14 protein-coding genes and 2 tRNA genes are annotated in these 18,205 nt (G+C 46.2%); 2 read left to right on the forward strand and 14 right to left on the reverse strand.

Annotated features, from left to right (window positions below; genetic code table 11):
* Window positions 1-4 precede the first annotated feature (4 nt).
* The gene (locus BGX14_RS05255; protein ID WP_095879285.1) at window positions 5-2,470 is read right to left on the reverse strand and encodes a CotH kinase family protein; all 2,466 of its coding nucleotides are present in this window, start codon (window positions 2,468-2,470) and stop codon (window positions 5-7) included.
* Between the two features lie 134 nt (window positions 2,471-2,604).
* Between BGX14_RS05255 and BGX14_RS05260 the strand changes: the two genes are divergently transcribed.
* Window positions 2,605-2,677 (forward strand) — tRNA-Phe (locus BGX14_RS05260).
* 39 nt (window positions 2,678-2,716) lie between these two features.
* Window positions 2,717-2,797: transfer RNA gene (locus BGX14_RS05265), tRNA-Ser, on the forward strand.
* On the opposite strand, the gene BGX14_RS05270 is transcribed toward BGX14_RS05265, so the two are convergent.
* From BGX14_RS05270 to BGX14_RS05330, 13 genes are all read right to left on the reverse strand, one after another.
* On the reverse strand, window positions 2,798-3,508 hold the full coding sequence (locus BGX14_RS05270; protein ID WP_078775985.1) for a ComF family protein: 711 nt from the start codon (window positions 3,506-3,508) through the stop codon (window positions 2,798-2,800).
* Window positions 3,509-3,695: 187 nt separating this feature from the next.
* Complete coding sequence (rodA, locus tag BGX14_RS05275; protein WP_233126418.1) at window positions 3,696-4,934, reverse strand: rod shape-determining protein RodA; 1,239 nt, start codon at window positions 4,932-4,934, stop codon at window positions 3,696-3,698.
* A gap of 29 nt (window positions 4,935-4,963) precedes the next feature.
* On the reverse strand, window positions 4,964-6,823 hold the full coding sequence (gene mrdA, locus BGX14_RS05280) for a penicillin-binding protein 2 (RefSeq protein WP_095879287.1): 1,860 nt from the start codon (window positions 6,821-6,823) through the stop codon (window positions 4,964-4,966).
* On the reverse strand, window positions 6,816-7,307 hold the full coding sequence (gene mreD / locus BGX14_RS05285; protein WP_095879288.1) for a rod shape-determining protein MreD: 492 nt from the start codon (window positions 7,305-7,307) through the stop codon (window positions 6,816-6,818). The genes mrdA and mreD overlap by 8 nt, the downstream gene beginning before the upstream one ends.
* On the reverse strand, window positions 7,291-8,055 hold the full coding sequence (mreC, locus tag BGX14_RS05290) for a rod shape-determining protein MreC (RefSeq protein WP_233126419.1): 765 nt from the start codon (window positions 8,053-8,055) through the stop codon (window positions 7,291-7,293). Before mreC ends, mreD begins: the two co-directional genes overlap by 17 nt.
* An 89-nt stretch (window positions 8,056-8,144) precedes the next feature.
* Window positions 8,145-9,167, reverse strand: a complete 1,023-nt coding sequence (locus BGX14_RS05295; protein WP_073304995.1) for a rod shape-determining protein — start codon at window positions 9,165-9,167, stop codon at window positions 8,145-8,147.
* 56 nt (window positions 9,168-9,223) lie between these two features.
* Window positions 9,224-9,592, reverse strand: a complete 369-nt coding sequence (locus tag BGX14_RS05300; protein WP_073304997.1) for a hypothetical protein — start codon at window positions 9,590-9,592, stop codon at window positions 9,224-9,226.
* A gap of 100 nt (window positions 9,593-9,692) precedes the next feature.
* Window positions 9,693-10,979, reverse strand: a complete 1,287-nt coding sequence (locus tag BGX14_RS05305; RefSeq protein ID WP_073304999.1) for a hypothetical protein — start codon at window positions 10,977-10,979, stop codon at window positions 9,693-9,695.
* Window positions 10,980-11,257: 278 nt separating this feature from the next.
* Window positions 11,258-12,199 carry an AgmX/PglI C-terminal domain-containing protein gene (locus tag BGX14_RS16275; protein WP_233134282.1) on the reverse strand — a complete coding sequence of 314 codons (942 nt, stop codon included), beginning with the start codon at window positions 12,197-12,199 and terminating at the stop codon, window positions 11,258-11,260.
* A 1-nt stretch (window position 12,200) separates the two neighbouring features.
* A complete protein-coding gene (locus BGX14_RS05315; RefSeq protein ID WP_078775982.1) occupies window positions 12,201-12,695 on the reverse strand; it encodes a biopolymer transporter ExbD in 495 nt (164 codons plus the stop codon).
* Window positions 12,696-12,697: 2 nt separating this feature from the next.
* Window positions 12,698-13,585, reverse strand: a complete 888-nt coding sequence (locus BGX14_RS05320) for a biopolymer transporter ExbD (protein WP_073305003.1) — start codon at window positions 13,583-13,585, stop codon at window positions 12,698-12,700.
* Window positions 13,586-13,622: 37 nt separating this feature from the next.
* Window positions 13,623-14,348 (reverse strand): MotA/TolQ/ExbB proton channel family protein, encoded by a 726-nt coding sequence (locus BGX14_RS05325; RefSeq protein ID WP_233126421.1) that lies wholly within the window; start codon window positions 14,346-14,348, stop codon window positions 13,623-13,625.
* Window positions 14,349-14,409: 61 nt separating this feature from the next.
* The gene (locus BGX14_RS05330) at window positions 14,410-18,159 is read right to left on the reverse strand and encodes a tetratricopeptide repeat protein (protein WP_095879289.1); all 3,750 of its coding nucleotides are present in this window, start codon (window positions 18,157-18,159) and stop codon (window positions 14,410-14,412) included.
* Between the last annotated feature and the right edge of the window lie 46 nt (window positions 18,160-18,205).

Below are 18,205 nucleotides of genomic sequence, written 5' to 3' on the forward strand. Positions count from 1 at the left end.
CAAATTATTCAAAAACGGCGACAAAGCTGTCCCCATTTGCGGGCAAAACCAGACGCGGATTTTCCGTAGAGCCGTCTTCCCATTTCACGAATTTTCCCGTTCCAGAAGGTTTTGCCGTCAGCAGCATGGAATTTCCGCCAAAGAACGTCCCCGTCCAACTTTTCAAATTCGGAAGCAGCATATCGTCAAGAGTCACATAGCCGTTGCCCGAAGCCGCAATCGTCACTTCGATATTTTCCGACAATCCGAATTCTTCACGAAATTCTTTCTGCATCGTTGCGTCACGTTCCGCCGCCCATTCCTTCATACACGAACCGCTCTTGCTAAAGCCGCCGGCGCAGGAATTAGAATACCAGCGTTCGGTTTGCAAGAATGTCGCCATATCGCGAGACATTTGGTCGGCATCGATAGTCGCCACGATTTTTTCGATCGTACTCGTAATATTTTCCGCATTGACATTATTCTGGAAAAGCATGGCCGCACGATTGATAAACATCCGCTTAAAATCCGGGTTTTTGATCAACTGGACATAGAAAGTGTGAAAGCAAGAAGGCGACTTGCCACCATAGCATTTTCCAGAAGAATAGCCGCCCTGCTTAACCCAGTCAAACATATTTGTGGATTGATAAAATCCCGAAACGCTCCACGTCCAATCAAAACCATGATCCAAATCGTAAACCATAAATTTCCATTTGGTATTCGGACTTTTCCAAGCGCGTACGTTATTATTCGGCCAGTCTCCGTTGTGCATATATATTTCCGCAGCCATATAAGCCGCAAAATTTTCCACATCCATCAGCTGCTTCACGGTTTCGTAATTCGCATTCTTCTCGCCGCTAAAATCACTGTCGTAAACAAAATTCAGCAATGCTTCGTATTCTGCAGTCGTCCCGTTACTCGCTTCGATTTTTTTGTTGATATGCTTAATAATCGTCGCTTCCGAAGCGTCAATGCCGTAGTTCGTTTCTACATAATTCTTGTTGTAGCGTTCCCGCATATCGTGAATTCCCCAGTAAACGCCATCGTAAAAAACGATCACTTGGCGACTGCGCTGATAGTCCACTCCGGAACCTTCCAAAATAGCACCGCCCATCGCATCTTCTATATAATCGCTCACAAAACGGTTGCCATTGTTGCGCAGATTGAACGCTTTAAATTTGCTGTTTGTCGCTTTCCGCGTTTCAAATAGAGGATAACGGAGCCAGCCTTCCTGGTATTCTTCGCCCATTTTAATAGCTACAGATTTCTTCTTTTCCAAACGGCTGTAACCGCCCATCAAAGAAATCCCCGCATCGATTTCCCAATCCTTACCGGTGCTGCCACTTCCATTGGCAAAATATTCAACGTGAACAGGAAATTCCACATCTGCATAAAGGGTCGTATTGTTCGGATCCGCACTCGATGGACTCTGTCCATTGGTACTTCCCGCTTTCACATAAAGGTAATGTTTTTGGAAAAATTGAGAATCCACGCTAATCGAAACAACCGGCATATTTCGAATTTCTTCGTTGATAAAATAAGAGTTCGTCACAACTTTGTTCGTAATGAGGCCGTCTTTAAACGCCGCGCAACGCACAACCGTGTTGGCAGTCAATGTTTTCGGCGAGAGCATTTCTAAAGAAGCCGATGTAGGAATGGAGCCATCAAATGTACAGCGGACCGTCGATCCATCATCCGTTTTCGGAGGAGATACCACAACAGAATCCTTATAGAATCCCGCGTTTTGAGAAAAAGCAGGCAAGGCGACAAAGCCCGAAGACCCCTGACTCGCCGAATTGTCGCTTTCCGGAGTCGGATTCTTAAAGTAGAGCCAACCGCTCGAAGTTTTTCCCCAGCTAATTCCCGCTTCCAGCTTCGGGTAACTCGCCGAATCCGCAATTCCACAATCCGACTGGATTAAATAAATGTTTCCTCCTTCATCTTCTAGCTTCCAGTTCGTATGCAACCGATAATGCGTCAGTTCAGAATCCTCCCCTTCAATCAAAGTGGCGACATCTCTTTTCGAAGCAAAAATAATGCGAAAACCTTTGGGCGGAATCGTGTCGGATCCGATAACCCATTTTCTCGGACGAATCGTGTTTTCCACCAAAGCATAACCATCTAAAGCCACCGGCTGATCGCTGGAATTATGCAATTCCACCCAACCCGGATCTTTGCCCAAATCGTCATACCAATCCAGATTCCCCGGCATAATTTCATTGATGGATATTTTAGAATTGCCAACCCAGGTCGCCAGACAAAGTTGCTCGCTACTGGAACTAGACTGCAAAGAAGATGAAGATATCAGTCCCCCCGAACTAGACGAGTCCGTAACGACGCTGCCCGAAGAGGCAAATTCCCCGCTAGAAGAAAGTTCTCCTGATGGATTGTCCAAGGATTGCTCATCATCAACCAAGCTGGCATCGTCCGAACAAGCAATCAGGAATGCTGCAAAAATTGCCCAAATAGCGTAAATAGACAGCTTCATCATATCTCCAAAACGCACCAACACAATCCCTTAGCTCAAATTTATACGAAAGCTTCCCCATTTACACTAAAATTTTGGTTTACAACAAAAAGCCCTTGACAACTTTTCCGTTTAAGACTAAATTTGGGGCAAGAAATGGCTCTGTAGCTCAGTTGGTAGAGCAGAGGACTGAAAATCCTCGTGTCACTGGTTCAAATCCTGTCGGAGCCACTTTTTAAAAGCCCTAGTTTTCTGGGGCTTTTAATTTTCGGAGGAATAGGCTAATTGGTAAGTCAGCGGTCTTGAAAACCGCCGCCGTCAGGCTTGGGGGTTCGAGTCCCTCTTCCTCCGCTAAAAATTCCACTCCATGGCGGAATCTGCGGCAAAATCGGCTTTCGCCGTAGTGCTTTCTTCGTTCATCAGCGTGCAAACCTTGGCGAATCCCGCCAAATTTTTCTTTTCCAGCGCATAGAGGCACGCCGACGTGGTCGCTCCCGTTGTAAAGACATCATCTACGATGACAGGGATATGGAAATTTGGAAATCGGCAACGCCTGTTCCAAACAAATGCTCCCGCTACATTATCCGCTCGTCCCGACTTGGATAGTTTAGTTTGCGAAACCCGAAAAGTTTTTCGTTCTAAAGCCGGCACGACAACGCCTCCAACACAAGCAGCCAACGCCTGCGCCAATTTTTCTGCCTGATTATAGCCTCGCTCCCGCATTCTGGCGGGATGAAGCGGTACCGGAATAAACGCCAAACGCCGTCCCCATTCCCGAAATATCTCCCGAGACTCCGTTTCCGAAAATGCCATTTCAACCAAATAACGGGCTAATCCCGACATATTCCCGTATTTTAATCCGTGTACCAGTTCTTTTGTCAAAGGTGTCATCGCATACAGGCAAAAGACATCCGGCCTAGGGCGGCGAGGTGCTTGCGCAAGGCGAATCAACTCCTTTTGGCAATCCGGACAAAGCCACGGGTCTAAAGGCAATCCGCTCCGGTGGCAAGCCATGCAGCCATTCCCAAATATAAAAGAGGCAAAATCATTTTTTAATTTCATAAAATTCTCCATTCATAAGCACGGGGTTTCCCCTGTACTACAGAGAATAACGTTTCCACTCAGAAAAAAAGGAAAAAAATCCGCTTTTTTCGCAAAGGCCGCTTAATGACTTAAGCGGTGAAATCGAACCATGGCAGAAATGGAAACGGCGCGATAATCTCCACCGATTTTTGAATATGGATAGAGCCTAATTGTAATTGCTTTCCAGCTGGCTACCCTGATAACGCATATTGACCAGAATTCCCACCAGCATCATGCACATCCACATAAACGAGCCCCCGTAAGAAAGAAACGGCAAAGGAAGACCTGTCACCGGCATCAATCCCAACGTCATCGAAATATTCACCGTCATGTGGAAAAAGAAAATGGTGCAAGCTCCAGAAACGACATGATTGACAAACGGATCTAAATGCAAACGGCAGACGGCAATCGCTCGCCACAGAAACAAGAAATAGAGAGCGAGAACCATCATACATCCCACAAAGCCGAACTGCTCCCCCAAAACGCTGAAAATAAAATCCGTGTGTTCTTCGGGCAAAAAGGCCAGATTGGTTTGCGAACCTTCGCCAAATCCCTTACCAAAAATTCCTCCGCTGCCTATCGCCACTTCCGATTGGATAACCTGATAACCGGCACCTCGCGGGTCGCGCATCGGATCCACAAATGTCATTACCCGTTCCCGCTGGTGATGTTCCAAGGAATTCCAAGCCATCGTACTGGCGTAACCGCAAACGATATTGAGCAAAAGAATGAAAATCACAAATTTTTTAGGCATCTTGCGGAAAAACAAAAGCAAAAAGACGGCGCACAAAAGAACTCCCCATAAAATTTGCGAATAAGGGATGTGCGGATACGATAAAATGACCGACGCCACCGGACTCAATAGCAGGCACAAGTCCAATAACGAAACTCCTGCCCAATAAAATCCAACAATCGTCACGGCTGTAAAAACCAAAGCCGTACTTAAATCGGGTTGCTTCAACACCAATGCGAATGGAACCAGGAATATCAACCCAGGAACAACGAAAGTTTTCGGCTGCAAAACATCCACATGGTGAGTCGAAAGCCATTTGGACATGGCCAAAAGGAACGTAATCTTGGCAAATTCAGACGGCTGAATTTTAACGAAGCCCAAATCAATCCAGCGACCGGCTCCCTTCGCCGCATCGCCTCCTCCCAAAGCGACAAATGCTAGAGCAAGAACCGTTAAAAACAACAAGGGATAAGCTAAACGCTGCCAATAGTCAATCCGAACACACGCCAAAGCCGCAGCCAGCAAGCAACCACAAACAAAATAAACAATTTGACGAAACCATCGAGAAGCATACCAAACCGTTTCCGCATTCGCCGTCGCCGAATAGACAAGAAGTATTCCGATGCTAGTCAGTATAAAAACCAGCGTCAAAAAGAGCCAGTCGATTTTCATCTTGTTGTTTAGAAAACGCCCGGAGCCCCTCATTTTTTTACCCCCGTCGAATCTTTTCCATGAACCTTTGCAAAATAGGCTTCCATCACCTTGCGACAAACGGGAGCGGACTTTGCACCCCCGCCGCCCTGAGCTTCTTGAATAACGGCGACCGCTATTTCGGGATCATAGAGCGGTGCTACGGCAACAAACCAAGCGTGCGTCTTTTCGCCCTTTTTCCATTCGCCGGAACCGGACTTGCCCCCGACCCGAATGCCGGGAATCGCCGCCCGTTTGCCCGTTCCACCCGGATGATTCACCACAGAATCCATTCCTGCCAAAAGGGTCTTATGGGTAAAATCGTTCATATTCCCTTCAAAGATTTTTTCAGGAATATATCGGCCAACCAGCTTTCCATCGACATCGCGAAGTTCCTTCATCAGATGAGGCCGAAAAACGCCTTTCCCCGTCGCAATAGAACCCGCCAGCACCGCTTCCTGAAGCGGCGTCACCAGTTGCCCTTGGCCTATCGCCAAATTCAAAATCAGCCCTTTCGCCCAACGCCAACCATTCCGTTGATTTCGCTGATTAAACGACACCGAATCGGGAAGCCAACCTTGTTTTTCGCCGGGAATATCAATGCCCAACTGATGCCCCAATCCAAAACGATATCCAAATTCATTAATTCGTTCCATTCCCAACATCAATCCCAGCTGATAAAAATACACGTCGCAAGAAAGGCGCAGCGCATTCACTAAATCCAAATTGCCGTGAGCTCCCCAACACTTTTGATATCGAGAACCAAAAGTAAAACCGCCCGTGCAGGATTTTTGCAAATGGGTAACACCCGTTACCAATCGATTTTCCAAGCCCGCCCCGGACGTCACCAATTTAAAAACAGACGCTGGAGGATAGACGCCTGCAATCGCCCGGTTCATCAATGGACGAGTCGAATCCAATGCGACTTTTGCCCAACCCTTGTTGCGTTCCCGACGTTTTAGGGAAAAGATATTCGGATCCAGCCTAGGCGAAGAAACCATCGCCAAAATTTCCCCATTCCGAGGATCCAATGCGACAATTGCCCCCCGCACGGAATCCGGCATTGCTTCTTCCGCCGCTTTTTGGATATCCAAATCGATTGTCGTGACCATTCCATATCCAGGAACAGAAGGAACGTTCTGCATTCCCTCTATGTTTCTCACATGGCGTCCGTACGCATCCACTTCCACAAATTTAACGCCGTCCTCTCCGCGAAATTCGCCGTCGTATTGTTTTTCAAGCCCTTTCTGTCCAACGCGATCCCCCGAAGAATAGCCTGCATATTCCGGCAATTCCAATTGTTCGTCCGAAATTTCCCCCGTATAGCCCAATAAATGCGCAGCCAAAGAGCCATAGGGATAAGAGCGCCGCGATTCCACAACTGTCGTCACACCGGGGAATTCACCGGAGCGTTCCTGAACAATCGAAACCTGTTCCTCCGAAGCGTCTTCTAAAATCCGAAGCGTTCCATGGGATTTCCACGCACTTCGCTGAAACATCGTATCCACTACCGCCGAATCAAAAAGATTTTCACCCTGCGAATCTTTCAGGTGAATCAAACGTTTAAATAAAGAATCCTTTTGGCTTTGCGGCATTTTGCGAATTTCTGCAGGCAAGACCACAATTTGGTAAGAGGGCCTATTTCCGACCAAAAGCGTTCCATTCCTGTCATAAATCAGTCCGCGTTCAGCTTTTAACACCACACGACGCAAGCGATTTTCATCTGCACTTTGGAGATTCTGTTCGTAGCGAACCGATTGCAAATAAAAAAGCCGGATCGAAAGGCAAAAGAAAACCACAGCGACCAGAGCCATAAAAACAAAAGTTTTTACATTGCGATTTTGCAATTCGGTCAGCGTTCTTTTAGACATTACGACGGGTTGCTCGGTCAATGCGGTTCAGCAATAAAAAGCAAAAAACACCAAATACCATTGTGTAAAGGCATTCCGGAAGCGTATTCGTCAAAAAGAAAGTCAGCACTTTTTCCTGTTCAATTCCCACAATGCAGTAAAAAATTACATCGTTTAACATAAAAGCAAGCCCCAGCAAAGTCACCTTAGTGACTAGATTCAAGCGTAGAAACCTCTCTTCCAATTGTCCCACAGCAAATCCTACACAGGTAAAAGCGATTGTCTGAGCACCCAGCCAATCTACCGAAGAAAATACATCCGCAGAAAATCCCGCAAAAAATCCCCACAGCATACCCGCAACAGGTCCTCTCGACAACGCCATCACAACGATAAAAATCAAAATAAAATCCGGTTCCTGCCCGCTAATACCTATCCAAGAAGCAACCGTCGTCTGCAAAACAACCGCCAAGATAAAGCACACGAAATGTTTAATGAACGTTAGCACTCTTCAACATCTCCTGTACAATCCAGTCCGGTTTTTTCTGCATAATAAAAACTTCTTCCAGACGAGTAAATTTTTGGAACGGTTCGACTTCGATATTCGTCACCACGTCAATATCGCCTTTTTCCAAAGACCGCACAACACCGATTCCAATTCCCTTCGGATAAATGCCGCCAAGTCCCGAAGTCACCAACGTGTCACCTTCCCGCACTCCGGTATAAGACGGAACAAACGCTTGCAAATAATTTGCCGATCCTCCGTTCAAAAATCCGACAACACGAGTTCTCTGCACCAGAATAGAAACATGCAACGAGGGGTCTGGCAACAGCTGAACTTTGGCATGGTTTTTCGATACTGCAGAAACACGACCCACAAGCCCTTGCGTCGTAAATACAGGCAAGTCCAATTCAATCCCCTGATCCGTCCCTCGATTGACGACAAAAGTTGTCAAAAAGCGTCCCGGATTTTGTCCAATAACCCGAGCAGTGACAATCGGATAATCCCACACATTGTCAAAATGAACGAGCACCCGCAGTCGGTTGGCCTCTTCCAAACCTTCACGCAAATTGTCCCTTTCCATCTTCAGTTTCGCGTTTTCACGCTTCAAACAATCATTTTCATAAGAGACCGAATGAATCCGATTCACCGAAGAAACGACCAGCTGTGCCGGATAATAAAGGGAAGATAGCGCACCTGCCACAAGCGTTTCTTTTCCATCTTTTTCCAAATGGCGGATTCCAAAACCGACCAAAAGCAGAATGAAGAAAAGAACTAATCCGTGTCCCTTGATTAAGACACTTCCTAACAAGTGGAACAGCTGCATTTTCTAAAGCAATTCCCTTACACGGTGGAGGCAATCAAAACAGGACGGTACTTGTCCAAATCTTCCAGAATGCGAGCAGCGCCTTTGCACACACAAAGCAGTGGATCGTCGATCACATTTACCGAAAGGCCCGTTTCTTTGCTGATACGAGCATCCAGTCCACGCAATTTGGAGCCCCCGCCAGACATGATAATTCCGCAATCCAAAATGTCTGCAGAAAGAGCCGGAGGTGTCGAAGCCAAAGCCTGCTTCACCGCATCTACTATCGCCGTAACCGGTTCATTCAATGCTTCGCGAATTTCCTGGCTTGTAATTGTCATCGTACGAGGGAGATCGGCCATTACGTCGCGGCCTTTTACGTCCATCGTCAATTCTTCTTCCAAAGGAGATGCCGAGCCGATTTGCCATTTTATCTGTTCTGCAGTATTTTCATCTACAGCCAAATTGTAAGTCTTGCGCAAATAGTTCACCACGGCTTCGTCCATTTCGTCGCCGCCCACACGCACCGATGCGTTGCAAGCGATTCCATTCAGCGCGATCACCGCAATATCCGACGTTCCGCCACCAATATCCACAATCATATTGCCGACAGGACCATCTACCGGAATTCCCATGCCGATTGCCGCTGCCATCGGTTCATGAACCAAGTGCACTTCCTTAGCTCCAGCCATACGAGCGGCATCGATCACGGCTCGCTTTTCCACTTCCGTAATTCCCGAAGGAACGCCGATGACGACCCGGGGTTTTACCAAAAAGAGCGGATATTTCTGAACCCGCTTGATGAATGTAGAAAGCAGGATTTCCACCAACTGAAAGTCTGCAATTACGCCGTCTTTCATCGGACGAATGGCTGCCAAGTTGCCGGGTGTGCGTCCAAGCATTTTTTTCGCTTCGCCACCGATTACCGTCACGCGGTCATTTTTGCGGTCCATCGCCACGACCGTGGGTTCGTTGATGACAATTCCCTGTCCCGCAACATGAACCAGGGTGTTTGCCGTACCAAGATCAACACCAATATCACAAGAAAAGAGTCCGAACAAAGTAAAGTTCCTTCTAAATTTTATTTAAAATATAAAAACAAAATGACGCCCTATTTTCATTTTTCATCGGTATCATTTCCAAAATGCCACACTTTCAAATACCGATCCCACTGCAAATAGTGGTTGTCATAACGATATTTTCGCTGTTCATACATTTTAATATCCCGATAGATATAAAAATCAACATTGGCATAAGCTGAATACATTTTAGAATGGGCTTCATCAAAAAATTTCAGTTCCCGAATTTTATAATAGGGGGAATCCAGCAAAGCACTTTTGTCTTGGCTAGCCTTTAATGTCTGAGCAACCATAAACTTCAAGTCGTCCTGTAAATAGGTGGACAATTTTTCTTCGATATTTTCCCGTGGTTCAGCACAAGCCGCCAAAAGCAAAAAAGCAAACGATAAAAATATGGGTAAACGCATATTTCAAATATAAAAAAGACGGGCGAGCAAAACTCAACCGTCTTTTACTGCAGGGATTTGAAAGCAAAAGATTCCGAAAAAAAACAAGCTCCCTACAAAATCAGAAGGAATATGTGGCATCCAAACGAGAGAACCAACGGCCTTCTCCTTGGAACGGATTACGGAACAAGAAGTCCTCTGCAATTGTCACGTCAATTTTCAGCTTTTCTTCGATATTGATTCCAAAACCCCAGCCGACGTGGTCATCCATTTTACCGTTACCCACCGGGTTTGTCGAGAAAAAGGTGCCGTCTTCCGTGCAAATGCCAGACCGTCCCTGATTACGCGAATCCTGATCGCATTCCGTGTAAAGAATCGCCTTTTGCCCACCGACACGAATGACAAACCAATCAAACCAGATATTGCGTTCAATACCAAAACTGACAATTCCTCCAATGTCCTTCCGTTCGTCCCAATATCCGTTTTCATCCTGAGCATCATAAGTCGTCAGGCCGTTATCGTAGTCCACAATCCAATCACGGGCTTTCTTCTTATTCCAGACGAAATCACCGCCTAACCAGAAAAATCCCCGATCTAAACCGACATTGATCCCAAGGCCGACCTGGGCATGAGTATCCTTCATCCCCGGAGCCTTAATAAAATGAGCATTCATTGCAGGCACAATCTCGCCGTCGATTTTGTCCAAAGCAAAAAACGCACGAGAATTTACCAAATACGAGAAGTCTCCGTCATCAAAGAAATTTTTATGCTCCGGTCCATACTGAACTCGTGCAAGGCCTCCAGACAATTCAAAATCAATCGTGTTGGAAAGCTGGAGATTTATACCGGCATCCGCCCGAATAATGGAAGCATAGGCATTCTGATCAACCTGATATTCCCCACTTTTCGTTTCGTCTCCGCCATCCTGATGTGCTATGTAAATGTGCAAGCCCATCGCATTGCCATTCGAAAGAGTCCCGCCCAAAAAGCCATCAAAATTTGTTACCGTATTAGGAACTTTATGTTTGTTGCCATTTTCATCGATATAGTAATCCGGCAAAAATCCGAAAAGAGTCGCATCCTTACGTCCAAAAAGACCGCCGATAGAAATCCGGGGATCAGGTGAATCGCCGCTGCCCAAACTGAGCGAAAAAATTCCTCCAAAAGTAGGATTCTGCGGATCCTTGTTCGTACCCGTTTCCACATCATCCAGATACGGTCCAAAACCGCCAATCAAATAATTCGGATACAAATTGATATTTGCCGGATTATCAAAAATACTGACGTCATCCATAATATACGTCGTATTCTTGCCCATAGATTCCACACGGGCAAAAGTCGCAAAAGCCGACCCCACGCCAAAGATACCAACAGTTAGACCTAAAGCCGCAGCTGTTTTCAATTTCATTGTCAACTCCTATTTTTTCATAAAACTAATTCATGTTTTATAAATTCGCAAGCAAAAATAAACAAAAAGTCCTTTGTTCAAAAGTCCCTTGGATTCCAACAGCGTATAATGCCTGACTTTTTCAAAACAAATCCTAAATTTTCTTCCCTCAGATCACCTCTACTATTTTAAAACTCCGTCCAAAACAAAAATTGAAGAAGCTCCGTCAAAATTTGGGAGCATAAAAAAATGAGCCGAAAGCGATGCTTCCAGCTCATTCAGTTCCATCTGTTCTAGAATTATTCCGAGAACGTAAACGGAATCGTTACCGTCGTATTTCCCGACTTGACCTTGCTAAAGGTCCAGCGCTTTACCGTATTCTTCACCGCATTGTCGAATTCGGCAAAGCCTGTCGACGAAGAGGCTACAGAGATACTGATAATGTCGCCGCCCGGAGCAATCGTGAAACGGAGAGTTACCTTGCCCGAGAAACCCGGCTGTTTTTTCAAGTACTTGTTGTAGATGTGACGAAGACCCGGCGTACGCTGACGGACAACTTTCATAATATCCGCCGCAGAACGAGAGCCACCACCAGCGCCCATGTCAATATCACGAGCCGACGGCGTCTTGATATTGCCCTTGGCACGTGTAGCAATGCCACCGCCGCCACCGCCGAGAAGTCCACCGAGGCCATCTCCGATACCACCGGAACCGCCTTCAGCGTAACCTTCGTTAAATCCACCGTCAGCCTTGCCGCGACGACCGCCAAGAACGGTTTTACCCGTAGTCTGGAGACCCGCGACATCCTTCAGCACCTTATTGATATCCTTAGAGAACTTTTGGTCTCTCATCAAATCATAAGCTGCATAATTGGATTTTGTCGTCTGAGCCGTCAGGAGCTTCAAAACACCACGGGTTTGAGGAGCATTGGGCTGTCCCTTTCCACGAGGTTTTCCGCCACCGCCGGCCTTCTTACGAGGCTTTTTCGGTTCTTCTTTCTTCTTCTCTTCCTTCTTCTCTTCCTTCTTGTCTTCAATCTTCATGGTTGTCGTCAATTCTTCCGCACCGGTTTCTTCGAAAATGACGTCGTCCACGACAGCTTCATACATGGAAGCCCAAAGGGAGAACGAAATTGCAACAATGAAAGAAATAACCGCGACACCAGCGAAACGCTTGTCGGATTCCGGCATCAAGGACGCTACAAAAGGATCTTGAACCTTCTTCTTTGTCATCTTTGCCATATTATTCCTCTCCACCGTTCTTCATCATCACAGCAAAGGAGATATTCGTGTAGCCCGAAAAACCACACGTCGCCATCACTTTGTACATCACATCATAAGGGATGTTTTTGTCGATCTGGATAATGATGTTTCCCGCTTCGTCCGCCGGAAGCCCAGCTTTCAAAGCATGTTCACGTTCAGTCTCGCGCCGTTCCTTCAGCACAGAGTCCACCTTGGTAATCAAGAGGTCTTCTTGAGCCATGACATCAGGCGTAGGGATAATTTTCTGATTATCCACCACCACATAGCCAGCATCGACCACTACAGAAAGCGAAACTTCTTTCGGTTGCACTTTCGAAGTAGAAATCGGCAGGATAAGGTTTTCCGCCTGAGTAATCAACTGACCTTCAGCATCCATGTTCTTGATAAGGAACACCAGAATGATGGTCATCATATCCATCATCGAAGTCAGGGAGAACGGAACGTCCTCGCTATATTTACGCATTCTACGAGCCATTATCAGCCTCCCAACTTTGCAAGGTTAACCTTGACAAAACCAGCGGATTTTGCGCGGTCCATCAGGGCGATAATCTTATCAAATTGGACATCGTCATTCGCAACGATAATGATGTTGTCCACATCTTCTAGATCGATAAAGGCCGTATGAATAGCAATCAGCTGCTTTGCGATTTCATCATACGCCGAGAGCGGATAGATAATCAACTTCGCAGCATCTTCAGGTTTCAGCTTGCGTGCGGAGTTCTGAGCCAGGGTAGCAACACCAGCACCCGCACCCGGTTTTTTAAGAGCCGGAGGAGGAGTCAATCCACCCTCGCCTTCACCAACGATAGCGAGGAAGTTGTTGTTGCCATCTACAAGCACGCTATCCGGCTGCGCTTCTTCCTGAGAAGTATAAACACCCCACATCAGACGACCAGCATCTTCTTCGGATGTTTTCTCAATCATATCCAATTCGATTCTTTCGATCAAATAGGTGTACTTTTCTTTATCCATTTCAGTTCCGTCTTTGCATTTAGGCGCAGAGCCGGAATTGACAAGGGTTTTTACATCCTCGGCGGCATACTTGACGAGCTGTCCATCGGATTTGCAACGGAAAACCCAAAATTCCTTAAAATAGACATTGGGTTGAAAACCGCCGCGCGCACCGATAACGAGATACTCATTCGTAATGGCCAAGGACAGATTCAATGCTTGCTCATCCGGAGGTGGAGGAGTCTGGTCATCCATCTGCATCATACTGCGTTCAGGCAAATTGACTTCTACAACAGCCAACTTCTGGAACGATGTCATGGAGAGCAGCATCGGAATCAGAATAGTAAACAAGCCCATCGCCGGAAGCAAATCCGGTTCTTCAGGCTTTCCAGGTTTCTTGAATTCTTTTGCCATTTTATCTCCTATCTAAATAATTGTCTTTTATCAACAATTACGACAGGGCGTTAATGATCTTGAGACCTTTTTCTTCCATTTCCTGAATCAGACGTTCGCTATTCATATTCAGGATGCCAACAAGAACGAGCAGCGGAACAGCGCAGATAAGGCCGAGGAGAGTCGTTCCCATAGCGATAGCAATACCATCAGCAAGAGCCTTCGGACGTTCAGCAGCCGGTTTGTTAGCCACAGCATCGAACGTAAAGATCAGACCGTAAATCGTACCCATCAGTCCAAGAAGAGTGGAGATAGAAGCCATCACGGAAATAACCGAAATATAACGAGTAAGACGAGGAGCTTCGGTAAGGAAGACTGCATCAGAAGCATTCTGCATCGCTTCACGACCTGCATCACGATTGCTGACGATAGCGGCGACAACCTTCGCAATGGGGAGCTTAGAACGATTCGCCAAATCAAAGGCCTGTTCGTATTGCTTGGCACTGATGAGCTGACCAAACTGATTCAAGAACTTGGCACGCCCCTTAGCGCTCTTCACGACGATATAAATAAAACGTTCAACCGAGAAGCCGAGACCAATCAGACCGACCACCAGGATGATCCACATGAACTGCCAACCATCAGAAGACGGGTTGAAGGATTCAAGCATTTTAGACATTAGAATACTCCTTTTATACGAGTGATTTGTTGTTTTGTTTCCTGTAAAGGCATATTTATTTTTTTTTTTGCTCTTTGGGAAGTTTTTGAGCTGTAAAATTTTCATTACCCCAAAAAACAAACAGAAAATCCCGCGTTCGCGGGATTTTCCTTGTTCAAAAGAGATTTTATGGAGCTACTGGAGCAGCGGGAGCCGCTGATGGCGGCGGAGCAAGCCGAGCCTGGAGTTCTTTGAGTTCTGCACGCAGCTTTTCATTTTCAGCCTGAGCATCCTTCAAAATTTCTTGATACGTAGCCAGCTGTTCCTGCTGAGTCATGACCTTGGAAGAACGAACCTGATCCAAGCGAGCCTTTGTCTTAAAGTAGCTCGGGTCTTGGAACAACTTCGAAGCATCAAATTTGGTGATCTTGATCTGAAGAGCTTCGTTCTGATCGTCTAATTCACGAAGGAGGTCATACAGCTTTTGAGTCCATTGGTTGTCAATGCCATAATGTTCCGAAGCGCGGATGCCTGTAGCACAACGGGGAACCGCAGCTTCGCGAGCCGCATTCGACCGGCTTTCCAATTCTTCGCGATACGCCTGCAAATCTTCGCCTGCAGCCATTTCAGCGTCTTCTTTGGTCATGCCTTCATATTCCACATATTGCGTAACTATTTCCACGCTATCCGGCAGCGGCGACTTGGCAAAAGCGTCTCCAACTTCGACAAACACGGCGCAGCCCTGGTAATACATTTCGATATAACCTTCTTCTGCAGCAATGACGTCGGCGTTATAGAAGCCCTGATCGCGCGCCAAATCGATATTCTTCTGGAAAATCGGCTGCGCTTGATCATAATAACCCGGCAACTGCTGAACAATGCCAATTCGTTCGGCAAACTGTTCTTCATCTGTTTTTCCGTTCAGTTCCTGTTCACGAATCTTGGCTGCCATGGTCACAAAAAGGAAGCCAATCTTGTTCGTCGCACGGAAAGTCCACTGTTCCGAAGCATAAGTCGCCGATTTCGAGTAATGACTGACCGCATTCTTCAAAATCTCCGTCAACTGCTTGACCGCAGCATCCTTTTGTTTCTGTTTGCCAGAAACCTGAACGTTGTCCATCTTGGCAAATTCCATTTCGCCCAGATAGAAAGCCGCTTCCGCCGGCACTCCCGGATCCGCATTCTTAATTTGCAGACCATACTTGTCATAAGCTTCAATCGTCTTCTTATAATAAACGGCAGCATTCTTATCGTCCTTCAATTCACGATAAGCGCGAGCGGTTCCAATATAAGCGGCAATCAGCTTTTCCTTATCCGTCGTATAAGTCTTGGCAAAGAAAATATAAGCTTCCACGGCTTCGTTCCAACGCTTGGCGTTCTGATAAGCGATAGGAATGCTAAAGGCCGCATCGAGAGCGTAGGAACTCTTCGGATAATCGCGAACGAGATCCTTCGAACAGCGAATAGCTTCTTCAGGAAGTTTTGCTTCATCGTAAGTCAAGCAAGCGCTATAAAGCATTCCCGGAGTTTTTTCGTGATTGGGATATTTCTTATAAGCGATTTCATAGGTCTGCGCCGCCATCTTCTTATTCGGAATCGAATCATAAGTCGTAGCGGCAAATCCAATCGCCGCAAAGGCCATCGAATCTTTTTCAAAATTATTCGTAATGAAAAGGAATGTCTGGGCGGCTTGTTCTGGCTTGCCCGCTTTCTTGTAAGCCAAAGCAGCACGAAGGATACCCCTAATGGTAAGTGGCGAGGAGCCGTAATTCATCGGAAGCATCATAAAGGTCTGGGCGGCCTTGTCGTAATTATTGGCCTTTTCATAAGCAGTAGCCGCTTCAAACACAGCCTTGTCCGCAAAAGCTTCTTTGGGATAGTGCTTAACCAGATCCAAATAAGCGGCAGCGCCCTGTTCAAATTGCCCTGCTTTCACCGCACGATCCGCTTTCTGGAAAAGGACGGCGGCAATCGAAGTGCGGATAATCTTTGCCATCGAATCGTTGCGAGTCGCCTTGACTTCGGTGTACTGTTTCAACAGCCATTCAAATTCCTTTTGGGATTCATCCAGCTGATCCGATTCCAAAAGCGATTGCGCCAGCATACGACTGATAAGAAGAATATATTGGTTGTTCGGATAATTCGTTTTTAGATTGCGGAAATCAACGACAGCCTGCTTGTATTGTTTAGCTTGATAGCGAACAATAGCGGCGTTATAGGCCAATTCAACCGCTTCTTTCTGTGAAGCAAACTTGGCCATATACTTATCAACCTGAGCGAAATACGCTTTGGTTTCCGGAAGCTCGTAAGCCTTAACCGGATCGTCCTGAACCTTGCTCTGCTGCGCGGTAACACGAGCCTTGTCCATCATCAAGACGGCATTATAGCCTGCGTCTTCCTTCTTGTAGGGAGCAGCAGAACCCAAAGCCCGACGACCATAGCGATTTGTATCCGCGTCCACAATTTTATTGAACATTTCGGCGGCTTTGGCAAACTGATCCATTTCCTGATAAACAAGAGCCAAATTCGCATACACTTTATATTCATCCCAAGAAGGTTCGTTCTTGTATTGGTTCAAGAAATCATTATATCCCTTGATAGCAACCGCATAACGTTTTTTAGCAGCCTCTGTATCGCCTTCTTTCATCAATTTTGCAGCTTGAGAATGATCATACTGCGGGATATCAAGCATTGCAGCACGAATAGCTTTTTCCGCATTTTCCACAGACTTAGGATACTGCTTGTTCTTTTTAAACCAAGAAGAATTCTTGCTATAACGCTTCACGACGAGTTTACGCTGTTCCTGGGCTTCGTCGAATTTTTGCTGAATGATGAGAATTTCAACCATTGCAACATCGGCGAGCGGGGCATCAACATAATCCGGATTGATGTCCAACAAATATTTGAAAGACTGCACCGCTTCTTCGTTACGGTCATGATCCTTATTCTTCATACCGATACGATAATAGAGCGAGTCTTTAAATTTCACATTTTTGTCTTTCAAAAATTTTGCGGCGACACGAACACCATCATCGATATCCGAGAAAGAAGCGGCCATAAAGTCCATCGCTTCCAAGCGCAAATCGTTCGGGTATTTACCCGCATCGGAACCAACAATGTATATGTAATACGTTTTTGCGGCAATTTCATATTCAGCGATATTGTAATAGGATTCAGCCAAATGGTACATGGCCAGCGCGGCTTCTTTACCCGTCAAATTTTCAAAACCAGTCACACGCTTATAAGCATCGATAGCATCGCGGAATTTTCTATTCATGAAATGGTATTCCGCAATACGTAGCCACGTTTTCGGCACAAGTCCATTATCCGGGAACTCCTTCACTAAACGCATCCGCAGCTTATAAGCCTTTTCTTCTTCGCCGCTTGCTTCATACACAAAAGAAGCCTGATACATCACGTTTGGAGTTCTAGTCTCTTTCGGATACTTATCAATATACTCCAAGAAATAGCCCAAGGACTTGGAGTGATCCACTTTCGGTCCTGAACCTAAATTTTTACACTTAGCCGGTTCGTTGTCGCGGTCTTCGCACCAAGCAACATCTTCTTCATACTGAACCATTTTATCGATCTGGTATTTTTCTTCCAGACGATACTGGTAGTTGCCTAATTGCTGAAGGGCACTCGCACAACGAGAGCTTTGCTTTCCTTTGCAGCGATCCACTTGCGTACGCCACTGTTTAATAGCGGCCTGCATTTCATTTTCGTCCATGCCTCCAGAACGGCAAGCTTGCTGCGCTTTTGTCTTCAACAAGTTGTAAGAACTAGCACACTGCTTGTATTCGGACGAGCCTTTTTTCATTGCTTTGCACTTGGCAAGCATATTTTTAGCTTCATTCGTTTTGTCTTTGCACGGATCCGCAAAGGATACGCCAGCGCAAACAAACACGGATAAAGCGATTAAAAAGAGTTTTTTCATTGAATATCCTACCTATAGGCTTTTAAAATAAGGATAGACCCAAGTT

It is taken from the genome of Fibrobacter sp. UWS1, assembly GCF_002300445.1.
Lineage (GTDB): Bacteria > Fibrobacterota > Fibrobacteria > Fibrobacterales > Fibrobacteraceae > Hallerella > Hallerella intestinalis.

Bases quoted from the DNA above. Each gene is read 5' to 3' on its own strand.
- BGX14_RS05305 (WP_073304999.1), bottom strand. From the start codon at position 10,979: ATGAAATTGAAAACAGCTGCGGCTTTAGGTCTAACTGTTGGTATCTTT.
- BGX14_RS05315 (WP_078775982.1), bottom strand. From the start codon at position 12,695: ATGGCTCGTAGAATGCGTAAATATAGCGAGGACGTTCCGTTCTCCCTG.
- BGX14_RS05330 (WP_095879289.1), bottom strand. From the start codon at position 18,159: ATGAAAAAACTCTTTTTAATCGCTTTATCCGTGTTTGTTTGCGCTGGC.
- BGX14_RS16275 (WP_233134282.1), bottom strand. From the start codon at position 12,199: ATGGCAAAGATGACAAAGAAGAAGGTTCAAGATCCTTTTGTAGCGTCC.
- mrdA (WP_095879287.1), bottom strand. From the start codon at position 6,823: ATGTCTAAAAGAACGCTGACCGAATTGCAAAATCGCAATGTAAAAACT.
- rodA (WP_233126418.1), bottom strand. From the start codon at position 4,934: ATGAAAATCGACTGGCTCTTTTTGACGCTGGTTTTTATACTGACTAGC.
- BGX14_RS05325 (WP_233126421.1), bottom strand. From the start codon at position 14,348: ATGAAAATTTTACAGCTCAAAAACTTCCCAAAGAGCAAAAAAAAAAAT.
- BGX14_RS05270 (WP_078775985.1), bottom strand. From the start codon at position 3,508: ATGAAATTAAAAAATGATTTTGCCTCTTTTATATTTGGGAATGGCTGC.
- BGX14_RS05320 (WP_073305003.1), bottom strand. From the start codon at position 13,585: ATGGCAAAAGAATTCAAGAAACCTGGAAAGCCTGAAGAACCGGATTTG.
- BGX14_RS05255 (WP_095879285.1), bottom strand. From the start codon at position 2,470: ATGATGAAGCTGTCTATTTACGCTATTTGGGCAATTTTTGCAGCATTC.
- BGX14_RS05300 (WP_073304997.1), bottom strand. From the start codon at position 9,592: ATGCGTTTACCCATATTTTTATCGTTTGCTTTTTTGCTTTTGGCGGCT.